General features: G+C 70.6%; 17 protein-coding genes. 4 read left to right on the top strand and 13 right to left on the bottom strand.

The features are described 5' to 3' along the window. Window positions 1-40 precede the first annotated feature (40 nt). The 7 genes from OH804_RS27415 to OH804_RS27445 form a co-directional block, all read right to left on the bottom strand. A complete protein-coding gene (locus tag OH804_RS27415) occupies window positions 41-1,633 on the bottom strand; it encodes a polyamine aminopropyltransferase (RefSeq protein ID WP_196920483.1) in 1,593 nt (530 codons plus the stop codon). Between the two features lie 52 nt (window positions 1,634-1,685). Continuing rightward, complete coding sequence (locus OH804_RS27420) at window positions 1,686-2,108, bottom strand: DUF350 domain-containing protein (RefSeq protein ID WP_196920482.1); 423 nt, start codon at window positions 2,106-2,108, stop codon at window positions 1,686-1,688. Window positions 2,109-2,141: 33 nt separating this feature from the next. Beyond that, on the bottom strand, window positions 2,142-2,567 hold the full coding sequence (locus OH804_RS27425; RefSeq protein WP_196920481.1) for a DUF4247 domain-containing protein: 426 nt from the start codon (window positions 2,565-2,567) through the stop codon (window positions 2,142-2,144). Next, entirely contained in the window at window positions 2,564-3,076 is a 513-nt protein-coding gene (locus tag OH804_RS27430; RefSeq protein ID WP_196920480.1) for a DUF2617 family protein, read from the bottom strand. Before OH804_RS27430 ends, OH804_RS27425 begins: the two co-directional genes overlap by 4 nt. Before the next feature lies 1 nt (window position 3,077). Continuing rightward, window positions 3,078-3,704 carry a DUF4178 domain-containing protein gene (locus OH804_RS27435; protein WP_406060410.1) on the bottom strand — a complete coding sequence of 209 codons (627 nt, stop codon included), beginning with the start codon at window positions 3,702-3,704 and terminating at the stop codon, window positions 3,078-3,080. A 174-nt stretch (window positions 3,705-3,878) separates the two neighbouring features. Further along, complete coding sequence (clpB, locus tag OH804_RS27440; RefSeq protein ID WP_196920478.1) at window positions 3,879-6,470, bottom strand: ATP-dependent chaperone ClpB; 2,592 nt, start codon at window positions 6,468-6,470, stop codon at window positions 3,879-3,881. 85 nt (window positions 6,471-6,555) lie between these two features. After that, window positions 6,556-7,200, bottom strand: coding sequence for a TetR/AcrR family transcriptional regulator (locus tag OH804_RS27445; RefSeq protein ID WP_196920477.1), 645 nt, complete (start codon window positions 7,198-7,200; stop codon window positions 6,556-6,558). Window positions 7,201-7,285: 85 nt separating this feature from the next. Here OH804_RS27445 and OH804_RS27450 point away from each other — a divergent pair, with 85 nt between their 5' ends. The 3 genes from OH804_RS27450 to OH804_RS27460 all read left to right on the top strand — a co-directional run bounded on the left by OH804_RS27450 (window position 7,286) and on the right by OH804_RS27460 (window position 10,369). After that, entirely contained in the window at window positions 7,286-8,422 is a 1,137-nt protein-coding gene (locus OH804_RS27450; protein ID WP_196920476.1) for an epoxide hydrolase family protein, read from the top strand. Window positions 8,423-8,648: 226 nt separating this feature from the next. Beyond that, a complete protein-coding gene (locus tag OH804_RS27455; RefSeq protein WP_030332098.1) occupies window positions 8,649-9,149 on the top strand; it encodes a cation:proton antiporter regulatory subunit in 501 nt (166 codons plus the stop codon). A 5-nt stretch (window positions 9,150-9,154) separates the two neighbouring features. Next, window positions 9,155-10,369 carry a cation:proton antiporter gene (locus tag OH804_RS27460; protein ID WP_196920475.1) on the top strand — a complete coding sequence of 405 codons (1,215 nt, stop codon included), beginning with the start codon at window positions 9,155-9,157 and terminating at the stop codon, window positions 10,367-10,369. Here OH804_RS27460 and OH804_RS27465 read toward each other — a convergent pair. Continuing rightward, window positions 10,358-10,816, bottom strand: a complete 459-nt coding sequence (locus tag OH804_RS27465; protein WP_196920474.1) for a GNAT family N-acetyltransferase — start codon at window positions 10,814-10,816, stop codon at window positions 10,358-10,360. The genes OH804_RS27460 and OH804_RS27465 overlap by 12 nt on opposite strands. 172 nt (window positions 10,817-10,988) lie before the next feature. Here OH804_RS27465 and OH804_RS27470 point away from each other — a divergent pair, with 172 nt between their 5' ends. Then, window positions 10,989-11,420 carry a hypothetical protein gene (locus OH804_RS27470; RefSeq protein ID WP_196920473.1) on the top strand — a complete coding sequence of 144 codons (432 nt, stop codon included), beginning with the start codon at window positions 10,989-10,991 and terminating at the stop codon, window positions 11,418-11,420. Window positions 11,421-11,572: 152 nt separating this feature from the next. On the opposite strand, the gene OH804_RS27475 is transcribed toward OH804_RS27470, so the two are convergent. From OH804_RS27475 to dnaK, 5 genes are all read right to left on the bottom strand, one after another. Continuing rightward, window positions 11,573-11,767, bottom strand: coding sequence for a hypothetical protein (locus OH804_RS27475; protein ID WP_406060414.1), 195 nt, complete (start codon window positions 11,765-11,767; stop codon window positions 11,573-11,575). A 136-nt stretch (window positions 11,768-11,903) separates the two neighbouring features. Then, window positions 11,904-12,344, bottom strand: coding sequence for a heat shock protein transcriptional repressor HspR (locus tag OH804_RS27480; RefSeq protein ID WP_030332087.1), 441 nt, complete (start codon window positions 12,342-12,344; stop codon window positions 11,904-11,906). A gap of 30 nt (window positions 12,345-12,374) precedes the next feature. Beyond that, the gene (gene dnaJ / locus OH804_RS27485) at window positions 12,375-13,556 is read right to left on the bottom strand and encodes a molecular chaperone DnaJ (protein ID WP_406060417.1); all 1,182 of its coding nucleotides are present in this window, start codon (window positions 13,554-13,556) and stop codon (window positions 12,375-12,377) included. Window positions 13,557-13,641: 85 nt separating this feature from the next. Continuing rightward, window positions 13,642-14,400, bottom strand: coding sequence for a nucleotide exchange factor GrpE (gene grpE / locus OH804_RS27490; RefSeq protein WP_406060419.1), 759 nt, complete (start codon window positions 14,398-14,400; stop codon window positions 13,642-13,644). A gap of 48 nt (window positions 14,401-14,448) precedes the next feature. Continuing rightward, window positions 14,449-16,326, bottom strand: coding sequence for a molecular chaperone DnaK (gene dnaK / locus OH804_RS27495; protein WP_406060421.1), 1,878 nt, complete (start codon window positions 16,324-16,326; stop codon window positions 14,449-14,451). Between the last annotated feature and the right edge of the window lie 97 nt (window positions 16,327-16,423).

Raw genomic sequence — 16,423 nt, forward strand, 5'->3', positions numbered from 1 at the left:
CCTGACACAACCGCCTCGTTCAGGCGCCAGATGGTGGGGGTCAGTAGCCGCGCCACTCTGTGCGGGCGTAGTCGAGGACCCTCGGTTGGAGGATGGTGCTGGGGGGCATGTTCAGGCGGGCGCGGTCGGCGGGAAAGGCCGCCGCCGCCCGCAGCACGCCCGGGTCGAGGAAACGCAGCCGGGGGGCGTCGGCCGGCAGTTCCAGCACCGGCGGGACGGTTCCCGCCGTGGCGAGCAGGAAACCCCAGTCGCCGAAGGACGGCACGTCGACGTGGTACGGCACTGTGGCGAAGCCGGCTTCCCGCACCGACGCATCGATCGACCAGTATGAGCGGGGCGCGAAGTACGGCGAGCCGGACTGCACCACCAGCCGTCCCTGCTCGGCGAGCACCGACCTGATCAGCGCGTAGAACTCGACTGTGTAGAGCTTGGCGGTGGCCGTCTCGTCCGGGTCGGGCAGGTCGGCGACCACCACGTCGAAGCGCTCGGCGGCGGTACGCAGCCAGCCGAACGCGTCAGTGTTCAGCACCCGTACGCGGGGGTCGTCGAGCGAGCCGCCGTTGAGCGCCCGCAGCTGCGGCACGCTGCTGGCCAGCGCCACCACCGCCGGGTCGAGGTCGACCACTGTCACCCGGCGAACGTCCGGGTACCGCAGGATCTCCCGGACGGCGAGGCCGTCGCCGGCACCGAGAACCAGTACGTCGCCGCGCGGGCCGCGCATCGCCGGATGCACCAGCGCCTCGTGGTAGCGGTACTCGTCGACCGAGCTGAACTGGAGATCACCGTTGAGGAACAACCGCAGGTCGGTGTCGGCGTGGCCGACCTCCCGCACCGACCGGGTCAGCACGATCTCCTGGTAACGGGAGCGTTCGGCGTACACCACGGGGTCCCGGTAGAGCTGCTGCCGGGCGGTCACCTCGAAGTCGGCGGCGGTCACCCAGGCGTACCCCAGGCAGAGCGCGACCACGACGGAGCCGGCGCCGAGGACGAGCCGGGCCCGGCGGCTCAGCTCTCTCCGGAACACCGTGCAGACCAGGGCGAGACCGGCCACCGCGTTCACGGCGCCGACCACCAGGGCACCCTTGAGCTGGCCGAAGACGGGGATCAACAGGAACGGGAAGGCGAGCCCGCCGAGCAGCGCGCCGACGTAGTCGGCGGCGAACAGGTCGGCCACCGCGCTGCCGGCGGACTGCTCGCGGATGCGCTGCAGCATCACCATCAGCAGCGGAATCTCCGCGCCGATCAGCAGGCCCAGCACGAAGGCGGTGCCGACCAGCGCCGGGCCGTACAGGTCGAGCCAGGCGAAGGCGGCGTAGAGGCCGAGTACGGACAGACCACCGAGCAGGGCCAGGGTCAGTTCGATCACCGCGAACGCGGCGGCGGCCCGGGGCTGCAACGGTTTCGCGACCAGCGCGCCTACCCCCATCGCGAAGACCATCACGCCGAGCACGATCGACGCCTGCCCGACGGTGTCGCCGATCAGGTAGCTGCCGAGCGCGACGAGGGCCAGCTCGTAGACCAGCCCGCAGGCGGCGCAGACGAAGACCGCCACCAGCACCGCCGCGCGGGCCAGCCGCCAGTGCGGCCGGGCCTCGGTGCCGCCGTCGACCACCAGCGGCGCCGCGGTGCTCATGGCTGCCCCGGGTACGGCCGGCCGGCAACACCCGGTCGCGGTCCCCCGGTCATCAGAGGATCGCGGCGGCGATGATCGCGCCGGTGGACAGGTGCACCACGGCCGACACCCACACGGCGGGGTGCGGCTCCGGGTCGACCAGCAGCTCGCCGAGCCGACCCGGGGTCACCGCGTCGAGCAGCAGGAACGCGGCGGCCATGATGACCAGGCCGACGATCCCGTACGCCGCCGCGCCGACCAGCCCCAGGGCGAGGTCGTCGTCGCTGGCGACGATCGCCGCGACCACGATCGTGCCGACGCCGAGCAGGTTGGACGCGAGCAGCAGCGCCGCGTTGCGGTTGCGCTCGGTCCAGATCAGTTCGTGGAGCTTGCCAGGAGTGGTCAGGTCGACCAGCCCGTAGCCGATGCCCATGAGGACGACGCCGACCGCGCCGAAGGCGAGGGTGGCCAGCAGATCGGTGACGAGGTTCTGCACGGAGGGCTCCAGGTGAAGGGGTCGGGCGTCGGGCTACTTGCCGGTGCCGGGGCCGCCGCCCCGAACGCTGCTGCCGCGTCCCCAGCCCCAGTACGACCCGACGGTCGAGTGGTAGCGGGGGTGAGCGGTGTCCATGTCTTCGAGCAGGATCACCGAGCCTGCGGCGATCGGCAGGATCACCACCGAGTCGTCGTCGTAGCGCAGGTAGACCCCGCTGCCGTCGGCGTACCGGTCGGACGGCTTCCACGCGTCGGTCAGTTCCTTGGCGACACTGGTCGGTGACTTGGACGAGGTGTACGCGGTCGCTTGCCGGCCGATGTCCCGGCTGGCCGCTCGCGAGTACCTGTCCTGCACGTAGCCGCGCGGGGAGAAGGTGCCGTTGACGAGCGCGAAGGCCGCCACCAGCACGCCGACCACGGCCGCCGCCGCGCCCACCACGAACCAGCGTCGGTACGTCATCGCAGTGCCACCACCGTCTCGGTCAGGACCAGCTCATTGGTCTGGGGGTACGCGTGCCAGGTACGCCAGCCGACCGACAGGTGCGGCAGGTCGGTGCGCACGGCCAGCGCGGTGACCGCGTCCGGGTCACCGGGAAAGACTCCGACGAGGGCGTAGGGGTCGTCGGCCAGGTCGGCGCGGAGCCCGGCGATCCGGGTGTGCAACTCACCGTCGGCGGGGCGCAGCACATTGGCGGTGAAGCGGTAGCCGCCCGCCTCGTCGTGCAGGGCGCCGGGCAGGTGTGGCGGCCGACCAGGCAGGCAGGCGACCGTCTCGGTGAGTCCGGCCGCACCGCCGGGTTCGGCCAGCACGACCTGGTGGGACGCCCCGAGCAGGCGCAGCCGTAGCCGGACGTCCCCGGGCAGCGTGAGATCGCGGACGTGCAGCGCGGGCCGCTCCGGGCCACCGAGCGCCAGGCTCAGGTCGGCGGCACAGGTGTCGACGTACGGGGTGTGGAGGCTCACCAACACGTCAGCTGGCCTCCGGCCCGGCCTGCGGGTACACCATCACGTCGGCACGGTGCAACTGCTCGCCCCGGGCGACCTCCCAGCCGGCCTGGCCGTACGCCTCGAAGGAAAGCCGTTCGCCACCCTGGGCCCGGTAGTCGTGGTATCGAAGGGTGCCACTGGGGTCGAGGCCGGTGCTGCCGGTGGCCGTGAAGCGGGCCTGACCGGACTCCTCCGAGGCGTAGTGGCGGCCGGCGAAGTCGACGGTGGACGCACCGGGGGTGATCGTGGCGGCCGGCTCGGCGGTCCAGAGCACCAGCTCCAGGTCCGGGTCCTCCTCCACGGAGAGCCAGCGCTTGTCGCCCTCGACGGTGTCCAACAGGTGCTCGGCCCAGCTCCAGCCGCCCTCGTTCAGGTGCACCGAGCCTCGGACCGCGTACGACACCCGGCGGATCTCGACGATGTCACCGGGCTTGAGCGTGCGCGGGTCGCCGCGGAGCGCGTCGCTGTCGGTGTCCCGGAACGGGTCCGCGGGTGCCGCCGGCCGGGCGGCCTTGCGGCCCTTGCGCAGCGCCACCACCGCCACCACGACCCCGGCGACTCCGATCAGACACCCCAGCGTCGTCACCAGGTACGCCACGGGACCGTTCATGCCGACCACCTCCCCAAGTGCGTCGGCGGGAACGGTAACAACCCCGCGCACCTGGGGAAATTCATCATTGTCTGGTGATACGGCAGCTACGGAGCGTCCCGGTGGGCCGCCGTTGGGGGAGAACGGGTCGGGCCGACCCCGCCTGTGAGGCGGGATCGGCCCGGGTGCGACGGATCAGGCGGCGGTGACGGCCAACCCTTCCTTCGCGTCGGCCAGGTCGACAGTGACGGTGTCACCGTCTCGGATCGTCCCGGAGAGCAGTGCCCTGGCCAGTTGGTCTCCGATTGCCGTCTGGACCAGGCGACGGAGCGGGCGGGCGCCGTAGATCGGGTCGTAGCCGTGCTCGGCCAGCCACTGCCGGGCGGACTCGGTGATGTCCAGTGCCAGTCGGCGGTCCGCAAGACGGTTTCGCATCCGGTTCAGCTGGATGTCGACGATGGAGCGCAGGTCGTCCCCGCGTAGCGAGGCGAAGACCACGATGTCGTCCAGCCGGTTGAGGAACTCCGGCTTGAAGTGCGACCGGACCACCGCCAGCACGCCCTCCCGGCGCTGCTCGTCGGCGAGCGTCAGGTCGCTGATCACCGACGACCCGAGGTTGGACGTGAGGATCAGGATGGCGTTCCGGAAGTCCACGGTGCGGCCCTGGCCGTCGGTGAGCCGGCCGTCGTCGAGCACCTGGAGCAGCACGTCGAAGACGTCCGGGTGGGCCTTCTCCACCTCGTCCAGCAGCACCACCGAGTACGGCCGGCGGCGCACCGCCTCGGTGAGCTGACCGCCCTCGTTGTAGCCGACGTAGCCGGGCGGCGCACCGACCAGCCGGGCGACCGAGTGCTTCTCGCCGTACTCGCTCATGTCGATGCGGACCATGGCCCGCTCGTCGTCGAAGAGGAACTCGGCGAGGGCCTTGGCCAGCTCGGTCTTGCCGACGCCGGTGGGGCCGAGGAAGAGGAAGCTGCCCGTCGGGCGATCCGGGTCGGCGATACCGGCCCGGGCGCGGCGTACCGCGTCGGAGACGGCGCCGACCGCTTCGGCCTGGCCGACCACCCGGCCGCCCAGCGACTCCTCCATCCGCAGCAGCTTGGCCGTCTCACCCTCCAGCAGACGGCCGGCGGGGATGCCGGTCCAGGAGGCGACCACCGCGGCGATGTCGTCCGCGCCGACCTCCTCCTTGAGCATCGCGCCGTCGGCCTGGAGCTGGGCCAGCTCCTCCTCGGCCTGCTTCAGCTCGACCTTCAGGGCGGGGATCCGGCCGTAGCGCAGCTCGGCGGCGCGTTCCAGTTCGCCGTCCCGCTCGGCCCGCTCGGCCTCACCGCCGAGGCGTTCCAACTCCTCCTTGGCGGTGGAGAGCTTGGTGATGTGGCTCTTCTCCGTCTGCCAGCGCTCGGAGAGCACTGTGAGCTGCTCGCGCTTGTCGGCCAACTCCTTGCGGAGCCGCTCCAACCGCTCGGCCGAGGCGGCGTCCGGCTCCTTGGCCAGCGCCATCTCCTCGATCTCCAACCGGCGGACCGCCCGCTCGATCTCGTCCACCTCGACCGGACGGGAGTCGATCTCCATCCGGAGCCGGGACGCCGACTCGTCGACCAGGTCGATCGCCTTGTCCGGCAGGAACCGGTCGGTGATGTAGCGGTCGGACAGCGTCGCGGCGGCGACCAGCGCGGCGTCGGTGATCCGTACGCCGTGGTGCACCTCGTAGCGCTCCTTGAGCCCGCGCAGGATGCCGATGGTGTCCTCGATGGTCGGCTCACCGACCAGCACCGGCTGGAAACGACGCTCCAGCGCCGGGTCCTTCTCGATGTGCTCGCGGTACTCGTCCAGCGTGGTGGCGCCCACCATCCGCAGCTCACCACGGGCCAGCATCGGCTTGAGCATGTTGCCGGCGTCCATCGAGCCTTCGCCCTTGCCGGCGCCGACGACCGTGTGCAGCTCGTCGAGGAACGTGATGACCTGCCCGTTGGAGTTCTTGATCTCCTCAAGGACGGACTTCAGCCGCTCCTCGAACTGGCCTCGGTACTGCGCGCCGGCAACCATCGCGCCGAGGTCCAGCGAGATCAGCTTCTTGTCCCGCAGCGACTCGGGTACGTCGCCGGTGACGATCCGCTGGGCCAGGCCCTCGACGATCGCGGTCTTGCCGACGCCGGGCTCGCCGATCAGTACCGGGTTGTTCTTGGTACGCCGGGAGAGCACCTGGATGACCCGACGGATCTCGGAGTCCCGGCCGATGACCGGGTCGATCTTGCCGTCCCGGGCGCTGGCGGTCAGGTCCACGCCGTACTTGGTGAGGGCCTGGTAGGTCTGCTCCGGGTCGGCGGTGGTGACTCGGCGGTCCCCACCGCGAACGGTCGGGAAGGCGGCGACCAGGGCTTCCTCGGTGGCACCGGCGGTCTTCAGCGCGCCGGACACCGCGCCGCCCACCCGGGCCAGGCCGGCGAGCAGGTGCTCGGTGGAGGTGTATTCGTCGCCCAACGGCCGGGCGATCTGCTCGGCGGCGCCGATGGCGTTGACGAACTCCCGAGCCAACGTCGGCTCGGCGATGCTGGAACCACGTGCGGCCGGCAGGTTGTCGACAGCACGCTGGGTGGCCTGGCGCAGCTCGGTCGGGTCGGCCCCGACGGCGCGCAGCAGACCGGTGGCGGTCGAGCCGTCGGTGTCCAGGAGTGACAGGAGCAGGTGCCAGGGCTCCACGGTGGCGTGACCACGCTGGTTGGCCAGCGCGACAGCGCCCGTGATGGTTTCGCGGCTCTTGGTGGTGAGTCTTTCGGTGTTCATGGGCTCCCCCGGATCGGCGTTGTCCACTGGGTTGGACACAACCAGAGTTGAGCGTATTCCGCTCAACCTTAGCGCGTGACGCCCATCACTCCCGGCGCCGCCACCGCCAGTCGAACTCGCCGGCCGCCGGGGGCGGGCCGGGCAGCGGGTCCGTGCCCGGCACCGACGACAGGCCGGCCAGCAGGACCGCGAGCTGCCTGCGGCGCAGTTGGCGGGTCCGCTCCGGATCGGGTACGCGAACCGCGGCGCACGCCTCCAACAACAACCCCAGATCGTGGACGACCGCGTCGGGGCGCAGCCGACCGCTGGCGTGGGCTCGGTCGACCAGAGCTGAGGCCAACTCGCCGGCGCGCACCGCGTCCCGACCCATCTCCTCGGTCGGGGTGAAGGTGCCGGCCAGGTGGACGGTGAGCGAGTGCACGTCGGCGTCGACCACCCGGCTCAAGAAGCCGGTGAATGCGGCCCAGTCGTCCGGCTCGGCGAGGGCGGCCTCGGCCTCCGCCACGTACCGGCGCAGCCCGTCGTGGCAGAGCTGACGCAGCAGGTCCTCCTTGCCCGCGTACCGCCGGTAGAGCGCGCTGATTCCGACGCCGGCGCGCTCGGCGACGGCGGCGATCGGGGCCTTCGGGTCGTCGAGGAAGACGGCGCGGGCGGCTTCGAGGATCACCTCGTCGTTGCGGGCGGCCTGGGCGCGGCGACCGCCCAGCGTCTTGCCGGAAGTCGTTGACATGCCCTCAGCCTAGCAGTGGAACGGATCGTTCCGCTCTGCTATGGTGATTGCAGAACGAAACATTCCGTTCCGAAGGAGTCCCGCCATGAGCGACACCGCGATCCGTCCGTTCCGCGTCGAGATCCCGCAGACCGCCCTCGACGACCTGGCCGACCGGCTCGGCCGCACCGTCTGGCCCGCCGACCTGCCCGGCGCCGGCGACTCGTACGGGATGAGCACAGACCGGGTGCGCGCCCTCGTCGACCATTGGCGGGGCGAGTTCGACTGGCGTGCCGTCGAGGCCCGCCTGAACGCTCACCCCCAGTTCGTCACCGAGATCGACGGCGAGCGGATCCACTTCCTGCACGTCCGGTCCTCCCGGCCGGACGCCACAGCGCTGGTGCTCACCCACGGCTGGCCCGGCTCGGTGCTGGAGTACCTCGACGTGATCGCCCCGCTCACCGAGCCGACCGACCCGGACGCGCCGGCCTTCCACCTGGTCATCCCGTCGCTGCCCGGCTACGGCTTCTCCGGCCCGACCCGCAACGCCGGCTGGAACCGGTTCCGCACCGCTCGCGCCTGGGCCGAGCTGATGAACCGCCTGGGGTACGACAGCTACGGCGCTGTCGGCAACGACGCCGGCTCGATGATTGCGCCGGAGCTGGGCCGGATCGCTCCGGAGCGGGTGCTCGGCGTACACGTCACCCAGCTCTTCTCGTTCCCCTCGGGCGACCCGGCCGAGTTCGCCGGGCTCTCCGAGGCCGACCAGGCGGCGCTCGGGCACCTCCAGTGGTTCTACGAGAACAAGTTCTCCTTCAACCAGGTGCACAGCCAGCAGCCGCAGACCCTGGCGTTCGCACTGGCCGACTCGCCGGTGGGGCTGCTCGCCTGGAACGCCCAACTCTTCGACGAGGGCCTGGACGCCGACTTCGTCCTGGCCAACGTGGCGCTCTACTGGTTCACCGGCACGGCCGCCTCGGCGATCCGGCTCTACTGGGAGGACGCGCACGCCGGCGAGCCGCCAACCGCGCCGACCACCGCTCCGACCGCGCTGGCCATGTTCCCCGGCGACTTCCAGTCCATCCGCCGCTTCGCCGAACGGGACCACGCGAACATCGTCCGGTGGACGGCGTACGAGGCCGACGTCGAGGGCCGGGGCGACGTCGGCGGCCACTACGCGGCCCACCAGGCCACCGACGTTCTGGTCACCGACATCCGCGAGTTCTTCGCCAGCCTCCGCTGACCACGGCGTTCCGGTGCGATTGATCCGGGCCCGCTCCGCTCGACCGGGGCGGGCCCCAACCGCTTGATCCACTCGACTTTCAGAAAGTCGGGGTGTCCCGCCACGCCGGATACCCCGACTTCACTGAATCCGAGTGGATCAAGGCGCTGAGGTGCGTCGGGGTCGGTCCGAGGGGCCCTGCCCGTCCAAGATCTGCGCTTTGTTTACGAAGCGGTAGCCTTGCAGAGTGCGAGTACGTGTCGAGCAGACCGCCTTACCCGGGATCGGGGTACGTCACGATCTGGTGACGGAGTCCGGACGCCGCCTGGGCGTCGTGTCCCACCGCAACGGCCGCCGTGATCTCGTTCTCTACGATCCCGACGACCCCGACGCCTGCCAGTCGGACATTCCGCTGACCGACGACGAGGCCGAGGCCCTGGCCGACATCCTCGGCGCGTCGCTGATGCTCGGTCAACTCTCCGGGCTCCGCGAGCAGGCCGCCGGTCTGCTCACCGAGCAGATCGCCATCACGGCCGGTTCGCCGTACGTGAATCGCAAGCTCGGCGACACCAAGGCGCGTACCCGCACCAGCGCCTCAATCGTGGCAGTGCTGCGCGAAGGCGAAGTGATCGTTTCGCCACTCCCCTCCTTCCGCTTCGCGGCCGGCGACGTGGTGGTCGTTGTCGGGACCCGTAGAGGTCTCGACGGCGTGTCCGCCATCCTCGCCGACAGTGACCCGGACGGCTGAGGCGGATGCACGATTCCACAACTCTGCTCGTCGAAGTCGGCGCGCTGCTGCTACTGCTTGGCGTCCTCGGTCGGCTCAGCCGCCGGGTAGGCCTGTCACCCATCCCTCTCTACCTGCTCGCCGGGCTGGCCTTCGGGCACGGCGGGCTACTTCCGCTCGCCGCCAGCGAGGAGTTCTTCGCGGTGGGCGCCGAGATCGGCGTCATCCTGCTGCTGGTGATGCTCGGCCTGGAGTACTCGGCAAACGAACTGGTCGGCAACCTCCGGTCGGCGGCCCCGGCAGGGCTGATCGACGGCGTGTTCAACGCGCTGCCCGGCGCGGCCTTCGCGCTGCTGCTCGGCTGGGACTGGGTCGCCGCCCTGGTACTCGGCGGCATCACCTGGGTCTCCTCCTCCGGCGTGATCGCCAAGGTCCTCGCCGACCTGGGACGACTCGGTAACCGGGAAACCCCGGTGATCCTCTCGGTCCTCGTGATCGAGGACCTGGCGATGGCGCTGTACCTGCCGCTGGTCACCGCCGTGCTGGCCGGCACCGGCCTGCTCGGTGGCGGCATCGCACTCGCCGTCGCGGTGGGCACGGTGCTGCTCGTGCTGGTGGTCGCCATCCGGTACGGCCACCTCATCTCCTCTGCCCTGTCGGCGAAGGACCCGGAAGCGCTGCTTCTCGGCGTACTCGGTCTGACCCTGCTGATCGCCGGGCTCGCGGCGAAGCTCCAGGTGTCGGCGGCGGTCGGCGCGTTCCTGGTCGGCATCGCGCTCTCCGGCCCGGTGGCGCACCACGCGACCGAACTGCTCTCGCCACTGCGGGACCTGTTCGCGGCGGTGTTCTTCGTCTTCTTCGGCCTGGTCACCGACCCACGGGACATTCCGCCGGTGCTGCTGCCGGCGCTCGCGTTGGCAGTGGTCACCATGGCGACGAAGACGCTCACCGGTTACCTCGCCGCCCGCCGGGTCGGCATCGCGGAACCCGGTCGATGGCGGGCCGGCCTGGCACTCGTACCCCGAGGTGAGTTCTCCATCGTCATCGCCGGGCTCGCGGTGGCCGCCGGGAGTGTCGAGCCGCGGTTGGCTGCGCTGGCCGCGACGTACGTCCTGATCACCGTGGTGACCGGGCCGATCCTGGCCCGACTGCCCGACTTCCCGTGGTTCAAGCGGTGGCTGCGCAACCGCGCGGCGGCCCAGCGGCAGGAGCGGATCCCGGTCGCCGACTCACTTCACTGACGTCCACCTGAACGCTGCGGCTGCGTGGGTCGCGCCCTCGCGAAGGTAGAAGCGGTGCGCCTCGGTTCGGGCCAGACCGGACTCTAGGAAGACGTAGTCGGCGCCCTGTTCGTGCGCCCACGCCCTGGCGGCCACCAGGAGGTTCGAGCCGACACCCCGGGAGCGCCAGTCGGGGTGCACGGCGAGGTCCTCGATCGAAGCCCGACGGCCGAAGCGCACCGAGAGGATGTCCAGGTAGACGCTGGCCACGCCGACCAACTGGTCCCCATCCGATCGCGCCTCGAAGAGTGCGACGTCTTCGTGGGTCAGCAATTGCGCGGTCCGCTCGACGGCGCGATCGCGGTCCCAATCCGCGGGAGGGCTGCCGGGAGGGGCGAAAAGCCACTCCAGTCCCGAGACGAACTGGGCCTCGGCGCCCCGGCGGAACCGTCGAACATGGATCGTCATAGGGGCATCATCGGCGGCCCCGTCGATGCAGTGGAAGCGCCAATGCCAACGGTTGCGGAATTGCTCCCGACGGGGACTACCGCAGCACCCGGCGGCGGGTTAACGTTTCGCCCCAGCAGCCACGGTCCGCAGGCAGCGTTGCCAGACGCGGGCGAGAGCGGAAGGTTGGCCGGTGAGCGTGCAGGAGTCGACGTTCCACGGCTTCGCCAACCCCGTCGATCCGACTCCGGCGGAGTTGCGAGCTTGGGCGTACAAGCCCGATTCGGTGCCGTTGGCCTCGATGCCACCCGACTGGGACCTGCTGGTCTCCGGCGACCGACTGGTGTTGACGCTCTTCGAGTTAGCAATGGATCCCACCTGCCCGGCCCGACGTTTCGCGCTGCACTGCCTCTACATCTACGCGGCCGACGGCATCCGGACGAACTTCCGCGCCCACCCCAAGCGCCGCTTCCGCAAGCTCGTCGAACAGGCCGAGCGGGACGGCGACGACCTGATGAGGATCTGGGCGCACAACGGCCGGGTGCTGCTGGCCCGACCCGAGCTCTTCGTCTACCGGGACTGGTGCGAGGGCGGCCTGGTCCGCGAAAACCGCCGCCTCGGCTGAACTGGATCGACCCGTTCATTGCGTCGATCTTGCACTTTCTGTCCCGACCTATTCCGCGAAGCTACCCATTTCGCCATCGCTAAATGCAAGATCGCCGCGCGGCGAACGGGCCGGGACCCCCCGTGGGTCCCGGCCCGCACGTCGGTCACCGGTCAGTCCTGCTTGCGTTCCGTCTCGGCTCGGCCCTGTTCGCCTGCGTGGTCGCCGTCTTCGGCGAACCGGCCGGCGATGATCCGGTCCCGGTAGGTCCCCTCGGTCACCTTGTCGAACTTCTTGCGGACGGTCTCGGCCAGGTCCTCCAACCGGTCTTCCGTCTGCTGGGCCACCTTCTTCGCCGGCTCCGCCATCGCTCCCCCTCGCCATGCCGGTAGGTCCAGATTAAGCCGATTGGACCCATATCGACAGGCTAACCGAAGCGGCCCGGACCGCGCCGGGAATCCAGCGCGATCCGGGCCGAGAAGACAGATCCGGGTGAGCGGTAGGTCAGCGATCAGGCGTGCGGCGGGGACGCCACACCACCAGGGCGGTGGACGTGCGGTTGGTCGGCACCAGATCCCGGCCCGGGAAGCGGGCCAACGACTCCAGCTCGGCCACCCGGCGGTACGCGGCGTCCAACTCCGCCTCCAACCGGGCCACCCGCTGCTGCGCCTGCTCCAGCAGCCGCTCCAGCCCGATGATCCGCTTGACGCCGGCCAGGTTGATTCCGTCGTCCTGGCTGAGCCGCTGCACCTCGCGCAGCAGCACCACGTCGCGGACGCTGTAGCGGCGCCCGCCACCAGCGGCCCGGCCGGGCTGCACCAGCCCCAGCCGGTCGTACTGGCGCAGGGTCTGCGGGTGCATGCCCGCCATCCGCGCCGCTACCGAGATCATCAACACCTTGGCCTCGTAGGCAGGGTCGCCCGAACCGAGGAACTCGCCCGACATCCCGCTCACCTCCGCGTCCATTCCACAGGACTAACCGACCCGACGCACCCGTGCGTCGAGATGTTCCCGGGCCGCCGGCGGGGTCTGCTCGGCGAACGACTCCAGCGCCGTGCGCGCCTCGTCCGACAACCGGGCCGGCACCACCACGTCCAGCGTGACCAGCAGGTCACCGGCCTGCCCGTCGCGGCGGACCACACCCTTGCCCCGGGCCCGCAGCACCCGCCCGCTCGGCGTCCCCGGCGGCACCCGCAGGGTCACCGCGCCGTCGAGCGTGGGCACCCGAAGGTCCGTGCCGAGCACGGCCTCCGCGAAGGTGACCGGCACGGTCAGCGTCAGGTCGTCTCCGGTACGCCCGAACAGCTCGTCCGGCCGAACCTTGACGTGCACGAAGAGGTCACCGGCTGGGCCACCGCGCTCGCCCGGCTCGCCGCGCCCGGCCAACCGGATGCGTTGCCCGTCGGCCACGCCGGCCGGGAAGCGCACGTTCATGGTGCGGGTCTTGGTGACACCGCCGCTGCCGTGGCACTCCGGGCACTTCTCCTCGACCACTGTGCCGACGCCCTGGCAGTTGCGGCACGGCTCGGAGAAGCTGAACGACCCCTGGTTGCGGGTGGTCACGCCGGCACCGTGACAGACCGGGCAGGTACGCGGCTGGGTGCCGGGCTTGGCCCCGTTGCCATGGCAGGTGTCACAGACTCCCGGCGCGCGCAGCGTCAGGGGCAGCGTCACCCCACGCACCGCGTCGCCGAAGTCCAGTGCCACCTCGGTCTCCACGTCCCGACCACGGGCCGGACCGCGTGGCGCGGCCTGCCCACCGGCCTGCCCACCGCTGAAGATCGAGCTGAACAGGTCCTGGAAGCCGGCGCCTCCGAAGCGGCGATCGCCGCCTCCGCCGCCGCCGAACATGTCGGAGACGTCGAACGGCATGCCGCCCGGCTGACCCCCGCCGCGGGCGTTGCGCCGGAACGCGCCCGAGCCGAAGAGCGAACGCATCTCGTCGTACTCGCGACGGCGACCGCTGTCCGACAGCACGTTGTACGCCTCGGACGCGGCCTTGAACCGCTCCTCGGCCTTCGGGTCGCCCGGGTTGTGGTCCGGGTGCGACTCCCGGGCCACCTTGCGGTACGCCTTCTTGATGTCATCCGCGGAGGCGGCCTTGTCCACGCCGAGCACGGCGTAGAAGTCCTTCTCGATCCAGTCCTTCGAACTCACCGGTCCACCTCCTTCCGACCCTGGTGGCCCGGCCGTCCCGCCCACCGCTGCGCGGTGGGCGGGACGGCCCGGTCACTGTCTGGCACTATTCCGGATCCGCGACCGCGACCAGCGCGGGGCGCAGCAGCCGCTCACCGAGCTGGTAGCCGCGTCGCATGACCTGCACGCAGGTCGGCTCGCTGACGTCGGCCGAGGTCTGGTGCGCGACCGCCTCGTGCCGGGTCGGGTCGAACGGGTCGCCCTGCTCGCCGAAGGCGTTCAGGCCGAACTTGCCCAGCGCGGTGGTGAGCTGTTCCGCCACCGTGCCGAACGGCCCGACCAGGTCGCCATGTTCCCGGGCCCGGTCCAGGTCGTCCAGGATCGGCAGCAGCGCGGCCAGCACCGAGCCGGTCGCCTGCTCCTGCACGAGGCTGCGGTCACGGTCGACCCGCTTGCGGTAGTTGGCGTACTCCGCCGACACCCGCTGCAGGTCCCTGGTCCGCTCGTCGAGCTCGGCCCGGAGCGCCTCCAGCTCGGCGCCGAGCGAGGTGCCCGTGCCGCCGCCGTCCACCGGCTGCGCCGGGGCGTCCACCACCGGCGGACCGGACGGCTCCGGCCCGTCGGTGGAGTTGACCTCGACCTCGATCTCGTCGACCACGACCTCGGCGTCTTCGACCAGGCCCTCGGCCGGTACACCGCTCTCCGCGTCGGCGGCGGTCCCCTCCGGCTCGGAGGTGTCGACGAGCTTGCGGTTGTTGCGGATGACGACCCGCTCGCCGTCGCCGGTGGTCGGCTCCGTGGTCGCGGAGCCACCCGGCGTCGACCCGGTGTCGTCCGGGTCGGCGGCTCGTGGCTTCTGCGTCATACGGCTACCTCATCCCCTTCGCGGTGGAAACGTGTCGGAGGCCGACGGTCACTTCTTGCCGTCCTCGTCCACGATTTCCGCGTCGACCACATCGTCGGCGCCGCCGGCCTGCGGGCCGGTCGCACCGGTCGCGCCGGTCGCACCGGTCGCACCGGGGCCGGGCTCGCCACCCGGCTGCTGACCCTGCTCGGCCTGCTGCGAGTAGAGCAGCGAGCCGGCCTGCTGGGAGACCTGCGCCAGCTTCTCGTGCGCGGACTTGATCTTCTCGATGTCCTGACCGCCGAGGGCACCACGCAGCTCGCCGAGCGCCTCGTTGAGCTGCTCGCGGTTCTCGCTGGGCAGCTTGTCGCCGCTCTCGGCGAGGAACTTCTCGGTCTGCCACTGGAGCGCCTCGGCCACGTTACGGGTCTCGGCGTCGTCGCGGCGGCGCTTGTCCTCCTCCGCGTGCTCCTCGGCGTCCCGGCGCATCCGCTCGATGTCGTCCTTCGGCAGCGAGGAGCCGCCGGTGATCGTCATCTTCTGTTCCTTGCCGGTGCCCAGGTCCTTGGCGTGCACGTTGACGATGCCGTTGGCGTCGATGTCGAAGGCGACCTCGATCTGCGGCACGCCGCGCGGCGCCGGCGGGAGGCCGGTCAGCTCGAAGGTGCCGAGCTTCTTGTTGTAGGCCGCGATCTCCCGCTCACCCTGGAACACCTGGATCAGCACCGACGGCTGGTTGTCGTCCGCCGTGGTGAAGACCTCGGAACGCTTGGTCGGGATGGTGGTGTTGCGCTCGATCAGCTTGGTGAAGATGCCGCCCTTGGTCTCGATGCCCAGGCTGAGCGGGGTCACATCGAGCAGCAGGACGTCCTTGACCTCACCCTTGAGCACACCGGCCTGGAGGGCGGCGCCGACGGCGACCACCTCGTCCGGGTTGACGCCCTTGTTGGGGTCACGACCGGTGAGCTGCTTGACCAGGTCCGTCACGGCGGGCATCCGGGTCGAACCGCCGACCAGGATGACGTGCTCGACGTCGGAGATCTTGATCCCGGCGTCCTTCACGGCCTGCTCGAACGGGCCCTTGCACCGGTCCAGCAGGTCCTGCGTCATCCGCTGGAACTCGGCGCGGCTGAGCGTCACGTCGAGGTGCAGCGGGCCGGCCGCGCCGGCGGTGATGTACGGCAGGTTGATGTTGGTGGTGGTGGCGGCGGACAGCTCGATCTTGGCCTTCTCGGCGGCCTCGCGGAGCCGCTGGAGGGCCATCTTGTCCTGAGCCAGGTCGATGCCGTGCTCACCGCGGAACGTCTTGACCAGGTGGTCGATGATCCGCTGGTCCCAGTCGTCGCCACCGAGCTGGTTGTCACCGCTCGTCGACTTGACCTCGACGACGCCCTCGGCCAACTCCAGCAGCGACACGTCGAAGGTGCCGCCGCCGAGGTCGAAGACCAGGACGGTCTGCTCCTTGGAGCCCTTGTCCAGCCCGTACGCCAGGGCGGCCGCGGTCGGCTCGTTGACGATCCGCAGCACGTTGAAGCCGGCGATCTCACCGGCCTCCTTGGTGGCCTGGCGCTGGCTGTCGTTGAAGTAGGCCGGAACGGTGATCACCGCGTCGGTGATCTGCTCACCCAGGTACGCCTCGGCGTCCCGCTTGAGCTTCATCAGCGTCCGGGCCGAGATCTCCTGCGGGGTGTACTTCTTGCCGTCGATGTCGACGGACCAGTTCGTACCAACCTCGCGCTTGACCGACCGGATCGTCCGGTCCGGGTTGGTCACTGCCTGGCGCTTGGCGACCTCACCGACGAGCACCTCGCCGTTGCGGGCGAACGCGACGATCGAAGGAGTCGTCCGCGACCCCTCAGCGTTGGCGATGACGGTGGGCTCACCGCCCTCGAGAACGCTGACGCAGGAGTTCGTCGTGCCGAGGTCGATACCGACCGCACGTGCCATCTTCGCTTCCTCGCTTCGTAAGGTTGTGCAGGTGACGGGCGTCGCCCGTGGGCTGCTGGCGAGCACCGCCCGCAGCGGGCCCCACCACAAGTTGAGT

The organism is Micromonospora sp. NBC_00860 (assembly GCF_045207375.1).
Classification (GTDB): Bacteria; Actinomycetota; Actinomycetes; order Mycobacteriales; family Micromonosporaceae; genus Micromonospora; species Micromonospora vinacea.

Coding starts and splice junctions, on each gene's coding strand:
- OH804_RS27415 (WP_196920483.1), bottom strand. CDS start 1,633: ATGAGCACCGCGGCGCCGCTGGTGGTCGACGGCGGCACCGAGGCCCGG.
- OH804_RS27425 (WP_196920481.1), bottom strand. CDS start 2,567: ATGACGTACCGACGCTGGTTCGTGGTGGGCGCGGCGGCGGCCGTGGTC.
- OH804_RS27435 (WP_406060410.1), bottom strand. CDS start 3,704: ATGAACGGTCCCGTGGCGTACCTGGTGACGACGCTGGGGTGTCTGATC.
- clpB (WP_196920478.1), bottom strand. CDS start 6,470: ATGAACACCGAAAGACTCACCACCAAGAGCCGCGAAACCATCACGGGC.
- OH804_RS27445 (WP_196920477.1), bottom strand. CDS start 7,200: ATGTCAACGACTTCCGGCAAGACGCTGGGCGGTCGCCGCGCCCAGGCC.
- OH804_RS27450 (WP_196920476.1), top strand. CDS start 7,286: ATGAGCGACACCGCGATCCGTCCGTTCCGCGTCGAGATCCCGCAGACC.
- OH804_RS27460 (WP_196920475.1), top strand. CDS start 9,155: ATGCACGATTCCACAACTCTGCTCGTCGAAGTCGGCGCGCTGCTGCTA.
- OH804_RS27465 (WP_196920474.1), bottom strand. CDS start 10,816: ATGACGATCCATGTTCGACGGTTCCGCCGGGGCGCCGAGGCCCAGTTC.
- OH804_RS27475 (WP_406060414.1), bottom strand. CDS start 11,767: ATGGCGGAGCCGGCGAAGAAGGTGGCCCAGCAGACGGAAGACCGGTTG.
- OH804_RS27480 (WP_030332087.1), bottom strand. CDS start 12,344: ATGTCGGGCGAGTTCCTCGGTTCGGGCGACCCTGCCTACGAGGCCAAG.
- grpE (WP_406060419.1), bottom strand. CDS start 14,400: ATGACGCAGAAGCCACGAGCCGCCGACCCGGACGACACCGGGTCGACG.
- dnaK (WP_406060421.1), bottom strand. CDS start 16,326: ATGGCACGTGCGGTCGGTATCGACCTCGGCACGACGAACTCCTGCGTC.